We start from the raw sequence: 18248 nt of genomic DNA, 5'->3' as shown, positions 1-18248 counted from the left end.
TACGAGGACGCGGCGCCCGGGGTCCGTACCGAGGAAGGTTTGTTCTTGGCTGAAGGAAAAGGCCGCGGCGCGGCACGCACCCTGACCCCCGCGGAGAAGGCGCAGGCCCGCGCCGTCTCGCTGCGCCGCATCGGCGCCCTCTTCATCGGCCACCGCCGGCGGCTCGCCGTCGTCGTGGCCGTCATCGTCCTCTCGTCCGTGATCTCGATGGGCTCGCCGTTCCTCCTGCGTGAGGTCATCGACGTCGCCCTCCCGCAGTCCGACCTGCGGCTGCTCTGCTGGCTGGTGGCGGGCATGGTCGGCATCGCCGCCACGACCTCCGCGCTCGGCGTCGTGCAGACCTGGATCTCCACCGCGGTCGGTCAGCGGGTCATGCACCGGCTGCGCACCGACGTCTTCGCCCACCTGCAACGGCAGTCCGTCGGCTTCTTCACCCGCACCCGCACCGGCGAGGTGCAGTCCCGCATCACCAACGACATCGGCGGCATGCAGCGGGTGGTCACCTCGACCGCCACCTCCGTCGCCGCCAACCTGACCACGGTGGTCGCCACCCTGGTCGCCATGGCCGCGCTGTCCTGGCAGCTCACCCTGGTCTCACTGCTCGCACTGCCACCGGCGATCTACTGGACCCGCCGGGTCGCCGCCATGCGGCAGGCCATCACCGCGCAGCGCCAGCGCGAGCTGGCCGACCTCAATGTGATCATCGACGAGGGCCTGTCCATCAGCGGCGTCCAGCTCGCCAAGACGATGGGCGCGAGCGGCGCGCTCACCGAGCGGTTCACCGACTCGTCGGCCCGCCTGATCGACCTGGAGCTGCGGTCCGAGCTGGCCGGCCGCTGGCGCATGGCCACCATGAACATCGTGTTCGCGGCCATCCCCGCCGCCATCTACCTGGCCGCCGGCCTGCCGTTCGCGGCCGGCGCGATGAGCATCGGCACCCTGGTCGCCTTCACCGGGCTGCAGGCGGGTCTGTTCCGGCCGCTGATGAGCCTGCTCGACGTCGGGGTCACCCTCACCGCGTCGCTCGCGCTGTTCCACCGCATCTTCGAATACCTCGACCTGACGGTCGAGATCGAGGACCCAGCGACGCCCGTGCGCCTCACCGAGGTGCGCGGCCACCTGCGCTTCGAGGACGTCACTTTCGCGTACGGGGACAGTTCCGCCGCCGCCCTCGCGGGAGTGAGCCTGGACGTCCCGGCGGGCACGTCCCTGGCCCTGGTCGGCGAGACCGGCTCCGGCAAGAGCACCATCGCCGCCCTGATCGCCCGCCTCCACGACCCCACCTCCGGCCGCGTCACCATCGACGGCGTCGACCTGCGCTCGCTGGCCCTCGACGACCTGGCCGGCATCGTCGGCGTGGTCAGCCAGGAGACCTACCTGCTGCACACCACCATCCGGGAGAACCTGCGCTACGCGAAACCAGGCGCGACGGATGCCGAGATCGAGCGCGCGGCTCGGGCCGCCCAGATCCACGACCTGATCGCCGATCTGCCCGCCGGCTACGACACGATGGTCGGCTCCCGTGGCCACCGGTTCTCCGGCGGCGAGAAACAGCGCATCGCCATCGCTCGCACCCTGCTGCGCGACCCCCGCATCCTCGTCCTCGACGAGGCCACCAGCGCCCTCGACAACGAGACCGAGCGGGCCGTCCAGCGGGCCTTCGACGAGCTGTCCCGCGGCCGCACCACGGTGACGATCGCCCACCGCCTGTCGACGGTCCGCGACGCCGACCAGATAGCCGTCATCGACCACGGCCGCATCCTGGAGTCCGGCACCCACGAAACGCTGCTCAGCGACGGCGGCCGCTACGCGGCCCTGGCCCGCTGACCCGTCCCGCCCGCGCTCGTCCGTCGCCGCGTTGGAGACCGGCGGCAACTGATGGAAGAAGTTTCAAGACCATGAGTTTCATCTGCGGCATTCATGTCTATACGTGAGGGGTGAACTCCCCAGCGACGCAGCCGCCCGAGGGCGATGCGGATCCCATGCCCGGCCCTGTCGCGGTGATGGATCCCGAAACACAGCTCATCGAGATCGCCGTTTCCGGGCGGTGGACCCGCCGGGCGTGGGCCGGAACCCGCACGCTGCTGAGCAGTTGCCTGGCCGAACAGCCGGCAGGCATCCTGATGGATCTGTCCCGTCTGGACGACCCGCACTCGCAGAGCGCGTCTCTCTGGCGCACCGCGGCGCGCGAGGCGGGGCAGTCCCCGGTGCCCATCCGGATGGCCGTCTGCCTTCCGGATGACGCCGCCCTGGCCGTCCGGCTGCGCCGGGTCGGGGCATGCCACCGCCTGGCCATCTATCCGGACCTGGCAGGAGGCCGCGCCGCGCTGCTGAGTGAACGACCACCGGCCGATGAACTCCGCATCACCTTGCCGCCGCTGCTGAACACCACCATGACAGCACGCAACGTCGTCAGCGCCGCCTGCCGCGAGTGGGATCTGCACGGCCTGCGGCCCCGCGCCCTCTTCGTCGCCTCCGAACTGGTCCTCAACGCCGTCGAGCACGCCGGCACCTCGATGACCCTGAGCGTCGCCCGGCTGATGTCTCGACGCCGCTCGTCGTACCGCCCGCAACCGCTGCTGCGACTGACCGTGCACGATCTCAGCCCCGAGTTACCCCGGCTCCTCGCGCCGTCGCTGACCACGCCGCTCGAACGAGGGCAGGGACTGCGCATCGTCGACGCGGCGGCGGAGACGTGGGGAGCGCTTCCGACTCGTACCGGGAAGCTGGTCTGGGCGATCCTGAAGGAACGGCCGGTGTGACAGGCCGCCGGTCAGACGCCGGTGAACTTCTCGAAGTGGACGACCTCGTCGAGAGGGCGGCGTTTCGGCTGGGACCAGCGGCCTTTGTTCGGGTAGCCGAGCGGGATCAACGCCATGGTCAGCGCGTCGTCGGGGAGGGCGAGCAGCTTGCGCACGTCGGCCTCATGGCCGACGTGCAGGGTCGTCAGGGTCGCGCCGAGGCCGTGCGCGCGGGCCGCGAGGATCAGCTGCTGGACGGCGCCGTAGATCGACGAGCCGAGCCTCGGGTTGGTGGACTTCGCGGCGCCGAGCATCACCGGGATGATCCAGACCGGGGCCTCCTCGAGGTGGTTGGCCAGGTGATCGGCGGCGAGGAAGCTGCGCTTGCTCATCGCGCCGTCGTCTTCGGCGTTCAGGATCTGCTCGCGGCGGGAGCCGTAGTGGCGCTCCCAGCCCTCGCGGTACCAGTCGGCGATCTGCCTCTTCGTCTCCGGGTCGCGGACCACGATCCACGCCCAGAACTGGCCGTTGCCGGCGGACGGTCCGCGGATCGCGGCGTCCAGGATCGCGCGGATCACGTCGTCGCCGATCGGCTCGGTGGACAGGTAACGGCGCGCCGGCGTGGAGTGCAGCGCTTCCATCAGGGGCAGGTCGGTCTTCAGGGGCAGGTCGGTGCTCATGGTGCGAGACTAACGATGCGGTCGGCGACCCGCTGCGCTCCGGCGCCCTGCAGGATCGTGTAGTGGTTGACGCCGGGGACCAGTTCGGCGTCCACGCCGGCGAGCTGCTCCGGCCGGTAGAGGCCCGGCTCCTCGTCCATCAGCCCACGCGGCGCCCACAGCAGCGGAAACGGTGCGGGCGCCGGGTGGGTCAGCATGTCGGCGGCGTCGCTGCGGACCGCCTCGATGACGCAGGACGAGCCGGCGCCGGTGAAGTCACGCAGCACGTACGCGTCCAGCATCGGCGACCAGTAGCGGCCCAGCGCCGGATTGGCCCGGAAATAGGCGGTGTAGGCGCCGGCTGACCCGAACGTCATGGACAGCCGCGCCATGGCCGGGCCGATGACCGCGTGCAGCCCCGCGTCGACGTCGAGCCCGGGCGGGACGGGCAGCGCCACCCCGCCGTCGACCAGCAGCGCCCGTCTCACCCGCGCCGGGTGCAGAGCCGCCGTCGCCGCGACCACGAAGGCGCCCATCGAATGACCCACCCACGTCGGCGACGCCACCGCGAAATGGTCGGCGACGGCGAGCAGGTCGGCGGCGTGCGCGGCCATCCCATAGGGCCCGGGCAGCTTCGCGCTGCCGGCCCGCCCGCGCAGATCAGGAGCCACCAGGTGTACGCGCCCGCGCAGCGCCGCCGCCACACCGGCCCAGGCCAGCGCGTTGGCGGTGATGCCGTGCGCGGCGAGCACGACCGGCCCGTCACCCGGCCAGCTCAGCGCTCGCAGCGTGCCGCCGGCCACCGGGACGTCGATCTCCCGCGCCATCTCCGCCCGCGCCATCTCAGTGCGCCGTCCAGCCGCAGTCGATGGTGATCGACGCCCCGGTGATCAGCCGGGCCGGTGGCGTGCAGAGATAGGCGAGCAGTTCGGCCACCTCGGCCGGCTCGACCAACTCCTTGATCGCCGCCCGGTCCAGCAGGATCGTGCCGATCACCTCGGACTCGTCGATGCCGTGGACGGCCGCCTGGCCTGCGATCTGCTTGTCGACCAGTGGGGTCCGCACGAACCCGGGATTGATGCAGTTGGAGGTGACCCCGCGCGCGGCCCCTTCGAGCGCGGTCACCTTGGACAGCCCCTGCAGCGCGTGCTTGGCACTGACGTACGCGGCCTTGAACGGTGACGCGATCAGCCCGTGCACCGACGAGATGTTGACGATCCGGCCCCACCCGCGCTCGTACATGTGTGGAAGCACCAGCTTGACGAGCCGGAACGGCGCCTCCGCCATCACCCGCTGGATCAGTGAGTACTCGTGCGCCGGGAACTCGGTCAACGGCGCCACCACCTGCAGGCCGGCATTGTTGACTAGCACGTCGACCGCGGCCGGGAGAGCGTCCACGGCGTCCAGGTCGGACAGGTCGGCGGGAACGGCCCGGCCACCGGTCGCGGCGGCCACCTCCTTCGCGGCCCGTTCGTCGATGTCCACCACCACCACATCGGCGCCGGCCGCGGCGAGCCGTTCGGCGCAGGCCCGCCCGATACCGCTGCCCGCGCCGGTCACCAGCGCGGTCCGGCCCGCCAGATCAAGGTCGACCACCTGTGCCGTCGTCATGGCGGTGAACGTACGGCCGCGCCGCCCGTGGCCGACATGTGCCCGCCCCACACAACCGGGCGGCGCCCCGTGTGATCGATGCCGATGGTTTTGACGCCGGGCTGTTCCTAGCGTGTGGCCGCATGAAGCAACCGCGCACCACCACCGCGATCGCGGCGGGAGCCCTCGCCCTGGCGGCCTGCGGCAGCCCGCAGACCGCCACCGGCGCCGGTTCCGGTTCCGGTTCCGGTCCCCTCCGCGTCGGTGTCGTCCACTCCCAGTCCGGTCCGCTCGCCACCTACGGCGCGCAGTACGCGGAAGGTTTCCGGGCCGGCCTCGCCTACGCCACCGAGGGCACCGGCAAGGTGGGTGACCGGGCCGTCGAGGTCACCTACGCCGACGACGCCGGTGACCCGGTCAAGGCGGTCGCCGCGGCCAAGGACCTGATCGGCAAGGGCTTCACGGTGCTCGGCGGGTCCACCTCGTCCGGGGTGGCGCTGCAGGTCGCCCCGCTCGCGGCCGAGAACAGGGTTCTGTTCGTCTCCGGGCCGGCCGCCACCGACGGGCTCACCGGCGTCAACAGATACACGTTCCGGTCCGGCCGGCAGTCGTACCAGGACGTGCTGGCCGCGAAGCCGTACCTCGGCGACGGCCGGAAGGTCCTGGTCTTCGCCCCCGACTCGGCGTTCGGCAGGTCGAACGTCGACGCCGTCACCACGCGACCAGCGGCTCGCCCGGCTCGGCGGGTCACTGCCAGGGCCGTTCGGGAAGCCGCTGTTCGTGTTGGGCGCGCTGTTCATCCTGGCGGTCTACTTCGTGCCGGGCGGTCTGACCGGTCTCGGCGGCCGCCTCGACCCGCTGCGCCGCGCCCTTCGCCTCCGCCGCACCCCACTCGCTCCGGTTCCGCCCCACGACCCGTCCGCGCGCGTCACCGGAGACCGGAACGAACTTGCTTCCGATCAATAGACTGCCGCCCATCAGTGGCGCCGGGGAAAGGGCCTCGACCACGGGCGCCGGAAGAAGGGCCTCGACGTGGAGGCCACCGCTCCGTTCGTGCCTCGCCGTGGTGATCTGGCAGCTGTGAAGGCTCTTCCCCTCGCCGGCCGCCGGCACCGGTCCATGGCTGACCGGCACCGCTCTCGGCCTGGGCTTCGGGGTGCCGACCGCCATCGCCGGGAACTTGTGGGCAAACGCTCGGAACGGCGACAGCAGATGGCGGCCGTGGCAGGTGTTCACCACGATCCTGCTGTTCGTCGCCGTCTACACCACCATTCCGAGGATCGGCCCGCTGCCCACGACCGCCGGTGTGGAGATGGTCGCCGGAACCTGGTACTTCACCTGTGCGGTGGCGAACAGCGGGCTCACCCTGGTCCTTCCACCCCGCCGGCGGCGCCGGGATCGCCTGCCGGCGCCCGTGGGCGGGCCACTTCCGTCGCACCGCCAAGTTCAAGAAGCGTCGCTGAGCTCGCCTCGCGGTACGGCTCCGCCGCGATAGCCGCCGCTGGCGCTGGAGCGGCCTCCGCCGCGGCGGGCAGGCGCTGACCTGGGCGGAGCCGGGCCGGGTCAGGCCGGCTGGGCTCCGGCGTATGTGCCGGACGGGCGGAAGCGGAGCGGGCGGTCGCCGTACTCCTCCAGGGCGTGCGCCAGCCAGCCCGCCGTGCGCGCCACCGCGAAGATCGCCTCGCCGGCGTCCGGCGGCATGCGGTGATGCAGGGCCAGTGCGGCGAGCGCGAGGTCGATGTTGGCTGGCGTTCCCGACCGGGTACGCAGCGACTCGTCCAACCGCAGCGCGGTGTCCCTGGCGGGTCCGTCGTCGAGCAGGTCGAACAGTGCGGCGGCGCGCGGGTCGCCGGCCGGGTAGAGGGTGTGCCCGAAACCGGGGACCATCACGCCGGAACGCAACCGCTCGGAGATGGTGACCATCGGCCCGGAATCGGTCATGGAATCGGCGAGAAGCGTGTAGGCGAGACCGCTCGCCGCCCCGTGCAGCGGCCCGTCGAGGGCCGCGAGGCCGGCGCCGACCACCGCATAGGGGTGGGCGCGGGTGGACGCGGCGACCCGGGCGGCCAGGGTCGACGCCGCGATGTCGTGATCGGCGAGCAGAACCAGAGCCGCGTTGAGCGCCCGCAGACCCGACTCGGTGGGTCTCTCGCCGGTCAGTCGCATCCACAGCGCCTCGGCGAACGGCATCTGCCGGATCGGGATCGCGTGCCGGGGCGGCAGGCCCTCGACCATCGCGGCGAGCAACTGCCGCCCGGTGGCGACGACGGCGGCCGGGGAGGTGTCGAAGCGGAGCGGGTCGGCGGCGGCCGCGGCGGCGACGGTGACGCGCAGGTTGTCGGTGAGGCGGGCGGTCCCGGGCAGGGGGCGCGTGACGGCCCGTGCCAGGTCACTCAGGTTCCGGTCGACGGGGAACGGGACGTCGTCGAGGTCACCGGTCCAGAGCAGCGAGGCGACGGCCTCGTAGGCGGTGGTCCGGGCCAGGACCGTGGCGTCACGACCGCGGAAGTAGAGCCCGCCGTCCCTGATCAGGGTGATGCCGGTCTGGATGCCCGGGGTGGTCGTGCGGCGCCGGCCGGCCAGGAACGCGTCGACGTCCGCCTTGGCGAACATGCTGTTCTTCCCGTCGGCGTTGCGGCGGCTGGAGAGCAGGCCACGGCTGACATAGGCATACACGGTGGCGGGCTTGACGCCCAGGAGAACAGCGACTTCCTCGGTGGTCAGCAGTGGCTGCGTATTCATGTAGTCATGCTCTCATATTGACTGGATCAACATTGACATCAACATGTACCGGATCCACATTGATGTCATGTTGACAGTCAATCCTGGACTTGCCGGTGTCGTCGCGTTCGACACCGAGATCGCCGAACCCGACCGCGACGGCGGGGCGCTGCGATACCGCGGCGTGGACATCGACTCTCTCGCCGGAACGGTGTCGTTCGGCGACGTGTGGGGACTGCTCGTCGATGGTGACTTCGAACGGGGACTACCGGTAGCCGAGCCCCTCGCGCCTGTGGAAAACTCCGGCGACATCCGGGCTGACGTGCAGGCCGCGGTGTCGCTCCTGGCCCCGCGCTGGAAGCTGGGCCAGCTGATCGACATCTCCGGCGCCCAAGCGCGGGAGGACGTGGCCCGCGCGTCGGCGGCGGTCCTGTCATATGTCGCCCATGCTGCCCGGGCCGCTTTCCCGGCCGGGGCCACCTCCCGCCTTCCGGCATCGTCTTCGGGCCAGACATCATCTTCGGGCGGTGCGTCGTCTTCGGGTCTTCCGGCGGTGCCGCAGCGGCTCATCGACGCGGGCCGGACGGCCACCGAGCGGTTCATGATCGCCTGGCAGGGCGAGCCCGACCCGCGGCACGTCGCGGCGATCGACCGCTACTGGATCTGCGCGGCCGAGCACGGCATGAACGCCTCCACGTTCACCGCGCGCGTCGTCGCCAGCACCGGCGCGGACGCCCCGGCCTGCCTGTCCGCGGCCGTCGCGGCGCTCTCCGGGCCGTTGCACGGCGGGGCTCCGTCGCGGGCGCTCGGCATGATCGAGGACGTCGAGAAGGGCGCCGACCCTCGGCGGTACGTGCGTGACCTCCTCGACCGCGGGCAGCGGCTGATGGGGTTCGGGCACGCGATCTACCGGGCCGAGGACCCCCGGGCGCGGATTCTGCGGGATGCCGCCCGCGAGCTGGCCGCTCCGCGCTACGAGGTGGCCCGGCAGTTGGAGGTGGCAGCCCTGGCTGAACTGCGGGAACGCAAACCGGACCGGGTCCTCGAGACGAACGTCGAGTTCTGGGCGGCCGTGATCCTCGACTTCGCGGGAGTGCCGGCCGAGATGTTCACCGCCATGTTCACATGCGCGCGGACCGCCGGCTGGAGCGCGCACATCCTGGAACAGAAGCGCCTCGGCAAGATCATCCGGCCGTCGGCGGACTACGTGGGCCCCGGGGGACGTCAGGCCTCAGGGGTCAGTGGCTGGTCCGAAGCGCTGAGGCGTAACGGCTGAGGCCACGTTCGAGGCGGGGCTCCGGGAGGCTTCGCGGCTGGGTCTGAGCGCGTTCGAGGCTGGGGTCCGCGGCGGGGTTCGGGGGGGGGCCGCGGGTTGCGGCGCGTTCGAGGCTCGGGTCCGCGGCGGGGTTCGGGGGGCCGCGGGTTGCGGCGAGTTCGCGCGGCGGGGCTCGGGCCGAGGTGAGGCGAGTCTGAGGCCGGGTTTGCGGCGGGGTTGGAGGCGTGTTCAGGGAGGACGTTCGCGGTGGGCTCCAAGGCGGCATCGCGGCCGGAACTGGATTCGAGCTCGGGACAGGTTCTCGGCCGGGGTCCGAGGTGACCGAAACTGGGTTTGGGGCTGGGAAGCCGGGTTTGCGGCGGGTTCGAGGCCTGACCCCGAGGCCGATGGGGAGCCGGAGTCGGGGAGCGGGTCGGAGGGTGGGAGAGGCGCGCCACAATACCGACACTCCGGACAACCGCATCTAATTTGGGTTGAGTCGGGTTATCGGGTCGGACGCGCCGCCGAGCACGGCGCTCCGGCCGGCGGTTCACCGGCGGCCTCCGATCATGCGGAAGGCGTTCGATGGTTGCCCCCTCCCGAGGATCCGAATCCGGCGGCCCCCACAAGCCGCAAGCCGACAGCGCGCGGCTGGCTGAGACCGCGCGGTTGACCGTTCCCACAGCACCGGCCGGCACTGCGGCGCTGTCCGGCGCTGCGGTGTCGTCCGGCATCGCGGTGTCGTCTGGCGTTGCGGGGCCGTCCGGCATCGCGGGGTCGACTGGCATCGCGCGGTTGAGCGTTCCAGCGGGCTTGGCCGAGACCGCGAGGTTGACCGTTCCAGCGGGCCTGGCCGAGACCGCGAAGTTGACCGTCCCAGCGGGGTCGTCCGGCATCGTGGGGTTGTCTGACACGGCACGGTTGACCGCTCCAGCGGGGACGTCCGACGTTGCGGGGTCGTCTGGCATGGCACGGTTGACCGTTCCGGCCGGCCTGGCCGAGACCGCCCGGCTGACTGTTCCAGCGGCGCGGTCCGACCTCGCGGCGTCGCCCCATACCGGACGAGTTCCCGATATCCCGGGGCCGGCCGAGACCGCCCGGCTGACCGTCCCAGTGACGCTGTCCGAGAACGCGCGGCCGACGGATATCGCAGGGCCCGCCGACCCCACGGGACCGGCGGAGACCGCGCGGTTGGCGGACAAGGCGCGGTTGGCGGACAAGGCGCGGTTGACGGAGACCGTGCGGTTCGCCGTCACGGCGGGACTCGCCGAGAGCATGCGGTCGGCTGACCGGGCGCGGCTGCCCGAAAGTGCCCGCAAGGCCGACGAGGCGGGCCGAGCGTGGACCGCCCGGCTGGCCGAGACGTCGCGCCGGGCCGCCAGCGCGAGTTCGGCCGGAGACGCGCGGCCCGAGCCCGAACCGGCCGCCGCAGGCCGGTCATTGAGTGGCCGGTCACTGCGCGGACGGTCAGAGAACGGACGTCTAGAGAATGGACGGCCAGGGGGCGGTTGGCCACGGGGTGGATGGTCACTGAGCGGGCGGTCCATGCCTGACACCGCCGCCCTGGGGCGGATGGCGGCGACGCTGAGCCGGGAGGCGCGCAAGCGGCCGGTCCTGAGCGTCGCGCTCGCGGCCGCTGGGGTGGGGGCCGTCGTCGTCCCGGCCTTCGGGGCTTCACCGGAGGCCCCGGAGTTCCGTCCGGCGCCGGTGATCGCATCGCAGGCACCGGTCGTGACGGCGTCCGCCGGGGCGGCGCAGCCCGGCCTGGCGCCGTTCGTGGCGCCCAGCGCGACGGCCGCGGGCTACCCGATGCCGGGTACGAGGTTGGGCACTGCGGGCCGCCGGACCGGATCACCGGCTCTGGTGCCGCCCGCCGGTGGCCGTGTCGTGACGGCCGTGCCGGGGGCGAGCGCCTTGCCCACACGAACGGCTCCGGCGGGGGCCAGGACTCCCGCGATGAGGAAGCAGGCGCGTGCCGGGACACCGGAGAAGGCGGCCTCGGTCAGCTTCAGCAAGCCCGGCGAGGGCGAGACCGTCACCGCGGCCACGACCGTCAGCGGCAGCGCGGAGCTGCCCACCGACCACCAGGTGTGGTTGTTGTGGCGGCACGGTGGCGGAACCGCGTACCACGTCGTGGGCGCCTGCCGGGGTGGCCGGTCTTTCGTCTGCGGCCCGGCCGGTCTGGAGAGCGGGGGCGACGAGACGTTCCAGCTGACGGCGCTCGTGGTCGATCCGGCCGTCGCGAGAACGCTGAGTGCGGGCGCTTCCCGTGACGCCCTGCCCAGCCACCTGGCCCGCAGCGAGATCACGGTCCGCCGAGCCGCGGAGTGACGGTACGGCCAGCCATGCCACGACGCGGCCACCGGAAGGGCGAGGCGCGCGCTGGGACGATCGTCCGAGGGCGAAGCGGTCCGCCGCCTGCACGGTTGGCCGGAAGGGGAGGCGGCTGCCCGAAAAGGGCAACCGCGGTGTGTGCGGCCGACGGCGTGGGGAAAACCGCTGCCCGAAACGGCGAAGCGCCCGCCGAGGAGAAGGCGACCGCCGCAAAGGGAGAGTTCCGCCGTGTGACAGGCGGCCGTGCGGGGGAGTGACTGCTCGGCAGGGCGAAGCGCTCACCGGCGAAGGGCCGGCCGACATCGCCGGGTGATTCCTTCGCTCTCACCTCGGTTCCGGGCCCCGGCCAGCGCAGGAGTCGGCCACGCGAGGTGACCGATCGTGGCTGAATGCCCTGCCCGGGAAACCGGGACGGGCACCGCGCCCGTCCCGGATCGGGCGTACTAGCGCTGGCACTCCCAGGAGCGCGGGTCGTAGAAGTCGCGGAAGCGGTCGATCCCGTGCCCGCGGAGCGTGAACAGGCATGCTTCCCAGACGGCGATGTCGGCCAGGGCACCCGACTGCGTGTTGCGGCAGCGCCAGTCGTACGCGGTGTTGCCGAGCAATACCGCTTCGTCGTAGCCGAACCTGTGCTGGCACCATCCGGTGAAGTCTGGTGCGGTCGGCTGAGGCGAGAAGGTCCAGCAGTGCACGGACTGAGGGTCGTAGAAGTTGCCGATTCGATCGTGGCCGCCGACGGTGCGAAGGCAGGCGTCGTCGAAGGCGATATCGACCAGGCGGTTGTCGGTGGTCCGGCAGTGCCAGTCGTAGGCGGTGGAGCCGGTCAGCACGGCATCGGTGTGTCCCTGCGACCGGCAGTAGCCGGCGAGGTCCGCCCGGCCCTGGTCCGTGGCCGGATATGGGCTGGCGCCGGCCGGGGCGGCGAAGAGTCCGAGGGCGGCGATGAGCGTCGCGGCCATCATCAGGACGTTACGCAGCATGCGTGGCATGGTGATGGACTTTCCTTCCTCGTGGTGGGCATGCCCCACGTGGGGCCGGACGGCGGTGTCCGGTGGGCGGGCCCCACCATATGGACATCCCTGGATCGCTGCAAGTTCTTGCATTACCTGCATGTAGACGTCATGTGTCAAGCATTCACGTCGCTCGGTTAATGGGGTGGTCGAGGGGGTTGTGACCGGCGATTTCTCAGGGGCCCAGGGCCAACGAGACGACGGACACAGCGCCACGGGCTCACCTGCCAGCCTGAGTGGTGGCGGGGCGGGCCCCTCGGTGATCGATACCTGCAGGCGTACTCGGCAGGTCGTAAACCTGGGTGTGACGTAAACCTACAAGGACCGCAAGAACTTGCAATTCGCTCGGTCAACTCCACAATGGTTCGAGGGGTTCACAGGGCAGTTGCCAGCGTCCGCATCGGCTACGGACGCGGACGTCTGGAACGGCCCAGCGACCGAACGGTGTTCGGCGCCGCACCCCGCTACCCCGTCAAGGCGCTCACCCTCCCGGTCACCGGCGCTTGGCGAGCCTCGGAGCACACCACTCGGCAAGGAAGGAATCACCACCCCCATGTCACGAATCTTGCGCGCCGTGCTGTTGACGGTCGCGACACTGGCCACCGCCCTCAGCGTCTTCGCCGCCCCGGCCGGCGCCACGCCGCGCACGCCCTACGACCTCGGCGCGCCCGACCTGGGCGGCTACTGCCAGTCCCAGGGGTATACCGATGCCGTCTTGACCGGCTCCACCGCCTACGACTGGCACTGCCGCGGCAATGACAACCGCCAGGCCGACATCTCGTTCGACGAGGCCTGTCGCTGGACATACGTTCCGCGGAACGTCCACCGCATCGGCACCTTCTCCGACCCGGCTTCGGTGCGCTGCTGGTTCGTCTCGAATCGCCAGGGAGGCGCACCGGACTTCACCCGATACTGCCGGAGCCAGGGCTTCGACACGGCGGTGCTGTCCGGTGACACCGCCTACGACTGGCACTGCCGTTCCAGCGAGTCCGGCGCTCTGGCCGACATCAATGTCGGGCAGGCGTGCTTCGAGACGTACTTCGGCTACCGCCTCGACCGCTTCACCAACTTCCGGGACCCGCACTCCTGGGAGTGCCTCCTGTAGGGCACGCTGATCGGGACGGGCCGCAAACCCGTCCCGATCACCGAATGTTCTTTTCGAGGCGCCGTGGAGGAGTGCGATGACTGACCGAAAGCCGGCGATCGTCCTCGTCGACGATCTCCGCTCATTCGTTGACGGCCGGCCGGCCGAGGTGGCGCGCACCAGCTCAGCCGGAGTCGAGCTTCTCGACCGTCACCGGAGCAACCGGCTCGATGAACTGTGGCTCGACCACGATCTGGGCGACGATGACACCATCTGGCCGGTCGTGGAAGTCCTTGAACGGGCTGCCTTCGAGTGCCGCCCCTTCGATGTCGGTGTCGTCATCATTCACTCAGCCAATCCCGCGGGCGCCGCGAAGATGGCGCAGGCTCTCCGCCGTTGGAACTATCCGGTCCGCGTCGCTTCGGGTGACCCCGCGGTGGGTTACGTCGACGGAGTCGGCTCCGCTGACCGCCAAGCCGGACCATAGGCCACAGCACAGGCCGAGGCGGGCGGACGCGGCGGAAGACGAGCGGTGCGGGGGGGGGCCCCCCGGGGGGCCCCCCCCCCAGGGCCCCCCCAGCCCCATGAACACGGCGACACTGGCCGTGGGGGGGGGCCGCGGCGGAAGCCGCGGGGTCCGGGTGGCGCCCCCTGGGCGCCACCCGGACCGTGCCCCCTCAGTGACGTCTCAGACGGAGACCCGGGCCAGCATCGGGCGGGCCAGCCCGGCGAACTCGGCGGGCCGTTCGATCTGTGGCATGTGGCCGGTGTCGGCGAACATGTGGGACTGGGCGTGCGGGAACGCCGCTCGGGCCGCGGCGAGATGCTTGCTGGGCAGGATCAGGTCACGATCCCCCCACACGATCAGCGTCGGTTTCTCGTGGGCGGTGAGGCGGGCGAGCAGGTCGGTTCGCCAGGCGGCGGCGATGCCCCGGAAACCGCCGAGCGCTCGGGCCACCTCCAGGTAGACGGGGGCGAAATCCGGCTGCTGAGCGACCTTGATGGCCATCGCAACGCGTTCCGGGGTGACCAGGGCGCGGTCGGTGAAGAGCAGGCGTTCCATGCGGGGCGCGGTGAGCCGGTCGATGCGGCGCAGCATGTGCCGGCCGAGGCCGGGGACGGCGAGCAGGCGCAGCGCGGCGGTCACCTCCTTGCCGAATCCGGCGCTGTTCACCAGGGTCAGTGTGGACACCCGGCCGGGCGCGGCGGCCAGCATGGTCATCGACACGGCGCCGCCGAGCGAGTTGCCCATCAGGTGTACGGGGCGGGTCTCGCCGAGAGTGTCGAGGGTGGCCCACACGCCGTCGGCGAGGACGTCGAGGGTCGTCGGGGCCGGCATGCGCTGGGACAGCCCGAATCCGGGCATGTCGATGCTGATCACCCGGTATTCGCTGTCCAGCAGCGGATGCTGGAGCAGCCAGTCCTCCAGGCTGCGGCCGATGCCGTGCAGCAGCACGACCGGCGGGGCGGCCGGATCGCCTGTTTCGTGGACACGGACTCGCGTACCCCGTACCTCAAGGAATCTCATCTTCTGGCCGCCTGGCCGGCCGGGCGCGCGCCGCGGGCGGAAGCGACGGTGACCGCGCGGACGATCCTCGCGTGACCGACCGGCAGGAGCCGGGCGAGCAGGTCCGGCGCCTTGGCGCTGGTGGCGATGAGCAGCCGGGCCTTTCGCTTCGCGACGGCCCGCAGAATCAGTTCCGCGGCCTTCTCCGGGGGATAGCTGAGCAGCGCGGCGAAGAGTCTGCGGTTCGGTTCGATCTCCTCCTCCGGTACGTGTGAGCCCACCAGCGCGGCTTCGGCGATCCTCGTCCGGATGCCGCCGGGATGCACGGTGGTGACGCCCACGCCGTTGTCGATCAGCTCGCTGCGCAGCGATTCGCTGAGCCCGCGCAGGGCGAACTTGCTGGCGCAGTACGCGCTCTGGCCGGGCGGCGCGATCAGCCCGAACAGGCTGGACACGTTGACCAGATGCCCGCCGGGCGTGGCGGTGAGCGACGGCAGCAGAGCGTGGGTGAGCAGCATCGGCGCCCGGAAATTGACGTTCATGACCTGCTCGAACTGGTCGATCGACACCTGGTCGAACCGGCCGCCCAGCGCGATGCCGGCGTTGTTGACGAGCAGGCCGATCGCCGGATGCTCGTTGAGCACCTGCGTGGCGAGCGCGTCGACGGCGGACCGGTCGGCCAGGTCGGCGATGATCGTCTGCACGTTGAGGCCGGGGTGCGCGGCGCTGATCCGCGCGGCGACCGGTTTGAGCCGGCCCTCGTCGACGTCGGCCAGCACCAGGTCGCTGCCGCGGTGAGCCAGGCCGTAGGCGAGTTGTTCGCCGATGCCGCTGGCGGCGCCGGTGAGCACGGCGGTGCGCCCGGCGAACCGGTACGCGGGAAGTCGTGTCATGAAACCACCTCGGTTGAGCGGACGGTTGCGGGACGGCGGGTGAAGCTCATGTCGCGGGTGACGTCGGCGCGCGGCGTGGTGACCACGTCACGCAGGTAGTTCTGCCGGACCAGCCACGGGTCGCGGTTCCCCTGGCGCGGGAACTTGTCGAGGGCGCGCTGCACGTACCCGGAGGAGAGGTCGAGCAGCGGGCGCCCGATGTCGCCGGGGGTGGTCGGGGTCGCGGCGGTGTAGCCGTGGCGTTCCATGTGGTCGAGCAGTTTCAGCAGATAGCGGTGGGACAGGTCGGCGCGCAGCGTCCAGGACGCGTTGACGTAGCCGATGCAGTAGGCGAAGTTCGGCACCCCGCTGAGCATCAGCCCGCGGTAGGCGGCGGACTTGCCGACGTCGACCGGTTCGCTGTCGACGGACAGTTCCACGCCGCCGATCGGCAGCAGGGACAGGCCGGTCGCGGAGACGACGACGTCAGCCTCGATGACCGTTCCGGATCTGAGTCGGATGCCCTCGGGCACGAACCTGTCGATGTGGTCGGTGACCACCGAGGCGCGGCCGTCGGCGATCGACGTGTAGAGGTCGGCGGACGGGATCACGCAGAGCCGCTGGTCCCAGGGGTCGTAGGACGGCTTGAAGTGCTCGTCCACGTACCCCGGATTCTTCAGGAAGTGGACGGCGACGTCGCGCAGCGCGCGCCGCACCAGCTTCGGCCGGCGTTTCGCGAGCTGATAGAAACCCTGTGTGAGCAGGATGTTCTTGGCGCGGGCGACCCGGTTCGCGGCATTCGGCGGCAGGAACCGGCGGGCGACGTCGGCGATCACGTCCCGGTCCGGGAGCGGGGTGACGTAGGTCGGGGAGCGCTGCAGCATCGTCACGTGCGCCGCGTCGGCGGCCATCGACGGCACCAGCGTGACGGCGGTCGCGCCACTGCCGATCACCACCACGCGTTTGCCGGCCCAGTCCAGGTCGGCCGGCCAGAACTGCGGGTGCACCAGCCGCCCGGTGAAGTCGCCGAGACCCGCGAAGTCGGGCTGATAACCCTCGGCATAGCTGTAGTAGCCAGCGCAGCCGTAGAGGAACGTGCAGGTCAACGTCGTGCCGGAGGCGGTGTGGACGGTCCAGCGGGACTCGGCGGAGGACCAATCGGCGCGTGTCACCCGCGTACCGAACCGGATGTTGCCGGTGATGCCGGCCTCGTCGGCGGTGTCCTGGATGTAGCGGCGGATCTTGTCGCCGGAGGCGAGGGCCTCCGGCTCGCGCCACGGCCGGAACGGATAGCTGAGCGTGAACATGTCCGAGTCGGATCGGACGCCTGGATAGCGGAACAGGTCCCAGGTGCCGCCGATCGCGTCGCGTGCCTCCAGGATGGCGTAGGTGTCTTGGGGCCGCTGTCGCTGCAACCGCCAGGCGGCGCCGATGCCGGACAGCCCGGCGCCGATGATCAGGACGTCGAAGTGCTCACTCATCCCGGCCGCCCGTCGCGAACCAGGGCGGAGTGCCGGTTCCGGAGATGCGGATGCCGCCCCAGGGATCGGGATCGCCCAGCTTGACGGCGGTCTCCGGGGAACCCGGGACGACGATCGCCGCCTTGCGCAGGCCGGCGCCCACCCGCTCGCGGAGCATGTCGTGCGGCTTCGTCCGCCCCGCCCAGCGGAACCGGCCCTCGATCGGCTCGAAGTGGGCGGACATCCTGATCTCGACCGGGACCGGGCCGTCCTCCAGGCGCAAGGTCGCGGGTCCTCGGTACTCCTCGGCGTCGGTGCTCACAGATCTCTCGCCCACCCTTCTGTCGCGGCGAGTCCGCCGGGGATGTCGGCGGCACGGCGCATGCCGGCGATGCCGCCCCAGAGGAACGTCGTCAGGTATTCGCTGAGCGCCTCCCGGCTGATCGGCTGCTGCTGGCGCAGCCACCAGTCACCGACCGCCTGCACATAACCGACGACGCCGTACGCCCAGGGCAGCGCCGCCCCGGAGTCGAGACCACGGGCCCGCAGCCGGTCGCCGAGGATCCGGGCCAGGCCGCTGGCCACGGTGTCCATCACGTCGGCGACCACGTCGCGGTGCCGGGCGATGTCGGGCTGGTGCACGACGAACCGGTACAGGTTGAGATCGGATTCGATGTGCGCCAGGTAGACGTCGATGGCGGCGGCGACGATCGCGCGTTCCTCCCGGACGGCGGCGACCGCCGGGACCATCGCCTCGATCACCATCTGGCCTGCCTGCTGGCCGACGGCGAGCCACAGCTCGGACTTGTCGGCGAAGTATCGGTAGAGGACCGGTTTGCTGACACCGGCGTGGGCGGCGATGGCCCCCATGCCGACGTCCGGGCCGTGCAGACGGATCGCCTCGATCGCGGCGAGGGTCAGCTCCGCCCGGCGTTGTTCGCGATGACCGTCCCAGCGGCCGCGGCGGCCGTCGCCGGGATTGACGGGGGGAGTGACCGAGTTCATAGTACTAGAA

General features: G+C 71.3%; 17 protein-coding genes. 7 read left to right on the top strand and 10 right to left on the bottom strand.

The features are described 5' to 3' along the window. Positions 1-45: 45 nt before the first annotated feature. Both QLQ12_RS19520 and QLQ12_RS19515 read left to right on the top strand, forming a co-directional pair. Complete coding sequence (locus QLQ12_RS19520; RefSeq protein WP_407651509.1) at positions 46-1827, top strand: ABC transporter ATP-binding protein; 1782 nt, start codon at positions 46-48, stop codon at positions 1825-1827. Positions 1828-2003: 176 nt separating this feature from the next. Then, positions 2004-2762 carry an ATP-binding protein gene (locus QLQ12_RS19515; RefSeq protein WP_282761637.1) on the top strand — a complete coding sequence of 253 codons (759 nt, stop codon included), beginning with the start codon at positions 2004-2006 and terminating at the stop codon, positions 2760-2762. An 11-nt stretch (positions 2763-2773) separates the two neighbouring features. Here the strand turns inward: QLQ12_RS19515 and QLQ12_RS19510 are convergent, their stop codons facing one another. From QLQ12_RS19510 to QLQ12_RS19500, 3 genes are read right to left on the bottom strand one after another with little or no spacing between them, the layout of a single operon-like run. Continuing rightward, positions 2774-3421, bottom strand: a complete 648-nt coding sequence (locus tag QLQ12_RS19510) for a nitroreductase family protein (protein ID WP_282761636.1) — start codon at positions 3419-3421, stop codon at positions 2774-2776. Beyond that, positions 3418-4242: an alpha/beta fold hydrolase gene (locus QLQ12_RS19505; RefSeq protein ID WP_282761635.1), complete on the bottom strand. Its 825-nt coding sequence runs from the start codon at positions 4240-4242 to the stop codon at positions 3418-3420. The genes QLQ12_RS19510 and QLQ12_RS19505 overlap by 4 nt, the downstream gene beginning before the upstream one ends. A 1-nt stretch (position 4243) precedes the next feature. Next, positions 4244-5011 carry a 3-hydroxybutyrate dehydrogenase gene (locus QLQ12_RS19500; protein WP_282761634.1) on the bottom strand — a complete coding sequence of 256 codons (768 nt, stop codon included), beginning with the start codon at positions 5009-5011 and terminating at the stop codon, positions 4244-4246. 122 nt (positions 5012-5133) lie between these two features. Here QLQ12_RS19500 and QLQ12_RS19495 point away from each other — a divergent pair, with 122 nt between their 5' ends. Beyond that, complete coding sequence (locus QLQ12_RS19495) at positions 5134-6060, top strand: ABC transporter substrate-binding protein (RefSeq protein WP_282761633.1); 927 nt, start codon at positions 5134-5136, stop codon at positions 6058-6060. Positions 6061-6553: 493 nt separating this feature from the next. Here QLQ12_RS19495 and QLQ12_RS19490 read toward each other — a convergent pair whose 3' ends face one another. Then, a complete protein-coding gene (locus QLQ12_RS19490; protein ID WP_282761632.1) occupies positions 6554-7732 on the bottom strand; it encodes a citrate synthase in 1179 nt (392 codons plus the stop codon). A gap of 67 nt (positions 7733-7799) precedes the next feature. Between QLQ12_RS19490 and QLQ12_RS19485 the strand changes: the two genes are divergently transcribed. Together QLQ12_RS19485 and QLQ12_RS19480 are read left to right on the top strand one after the other, a co-directional pair. Beyond that, positions 7800-8987: a citrate synthase 2 gene (locus QLQ12_RS19485; protein WP_282761631.1), complete on the top strand. Its 1188-nt coding sequence runs from the start codon at positions 7800-7802 to the stop codon at positions 8985-8987. Between the two features lie 1524 nt (positions 8988-10511). After that, positions 10512-11297: a hypothetical protein gene (locus QLQ12_RS19480; RefSeq protein WP_282761630.1), complete on the top strand. Its 786-nt coding sequence runs from the start codon at positions 10512-10514 to the stop codon at positions 11295-11297. Positions 11298-11743: 446 nt separating this feature from the next. Here QLQ12_RS19480 and QLQ12_RS19475 read toward each other — a convergent pair whose 3' ends face one another. Beyond that, on the bottom strand, positions 11744-12280 hold the full coding sequence (locus QLQ12_RS19475; RefSeq protein ID WP_282761629.1) for a hypothetical protein: 537 nt from the start codon (positions 12278-12280) through the stop codon (positions 11744-11746). A 583-nt stretch (positions 12281-12863) separates the two neighbouring features. On the opposite strand from QLQ12_RS19475, the gene QLQ12_RS19470 reads away from it, so the two are divergent. Both QLQ12_RS19470 and QLQ12_RS19465 read left to right on the top strand, forming a co-directional pair. Further along, positions 12864-13415, top strand: coding sequence for a hypothetical protein (locus QLQ12_RS19470; protein ID WP_282761628.1), 552 nt, complete (start codon positions 12864-12866; stop codon positions 13413-13415). Positions 13416-13491: 76 nt separating this feature from the next. After that, entirely contained in the window at positions 13492-13881 is a 390-nt protein-coding gene (locus tag QLQ12_RS19465) for a cyclic-phosphate processing receiver domain-containing protein (protein WP_282761627.1), read from the top strand. A 201-nt stretch (positions 13882-14082) separates the two neighbouring features. On the opposite strand, the gene QLQ12_RS19460 is transcribed toward QLQ12_RS19465, so the two are convergent. From QLQ12_RS19460 to QLQ12_RS19440, 5 genes are read right to left on the bottom strand one after another with little or no spacing between them, the layout of a single operon-like run. Next, complete coding sequence (locus tag QLQ12_RS19460; RefSeq protein WP_282761626.1) at positions 14083-14922, bottom strand: alpha/beta fold hydrolase; 840 nt, start codon at positions 14920-14922, stop codon at positions 14083-14085. After that, positions 14919-15794 carry an SDR family NAD(P)-dependent oxidoreductase gene (locus QLQ12_RS19455; RefSeq protein ID WP_282761625.1) on the bottom strand — a complete coding sequence of 292 codons (876 nt, stop codon included), beginning with the start codon at positions 15792-15794 and terminating at the stop codon, positions 14919-14921. Before QLQ12_RS19455 ends, QLQ12_RS19460 begins: the two co-directional genes overlap by 4 nt. Further along, complete coding sequence (locus QLQ12_RS19450; protein ID WP_282761624.1) at positions 15791-17254, bottom strand: flavin-containing monooxygenase; 1464 nt, start codon at positions 17252-17254, stop codon at positions 15791-15793. The genes QLQ12_RS19455 and QLQ12_RS19450 overlap by 4 nt, the downstream gene beginning before the upstream one ends. Beyond that, positions 17247-17555: a DUF4873 domain-containing protein gene (locus QLQ12_RS19445; protein WP_282761623.1), complete on the bottom strand. Its 309-nt coding sequence runs from the start codon at positions 17553-17555 to the stop codon at positions 17247-17249. Before QLQ12_RS19445 ends, QLQ12_RS19450 begins: the two co-directional genes overlap by 8 nt. Continuing rightward, positions 17552-18238, bottom strand: a complete 687-nt coding sequence (locus QLQ12_RS19440; protein ID WP_282761622.1) for a TetR/AcrR family transcriptional regulator — start codon at positions 18236-18238, stop codon at positions 17552-17554. Before QLQ12_RS19440 ends, QLQ12_RS19445 begins: the two co-directional genes overlap by 4 nt. Between the last annotated feature and the right edge of the window lie 10 nt (positions 18239-18248).

Origin of the sequence: Actinoplanes sandaracinus (assembly GCF_030009775.1) — a bacterium.
GTDB lineage: Bacteria > Actinomycetota > Actinomycetes > Mycobacteriales > Micromonosporaceae > Actinoplanes > Actinoplanes sandaracinus.
This window is presented reverse-complemented; position numbering and strand designations above follow the sequence as displayed.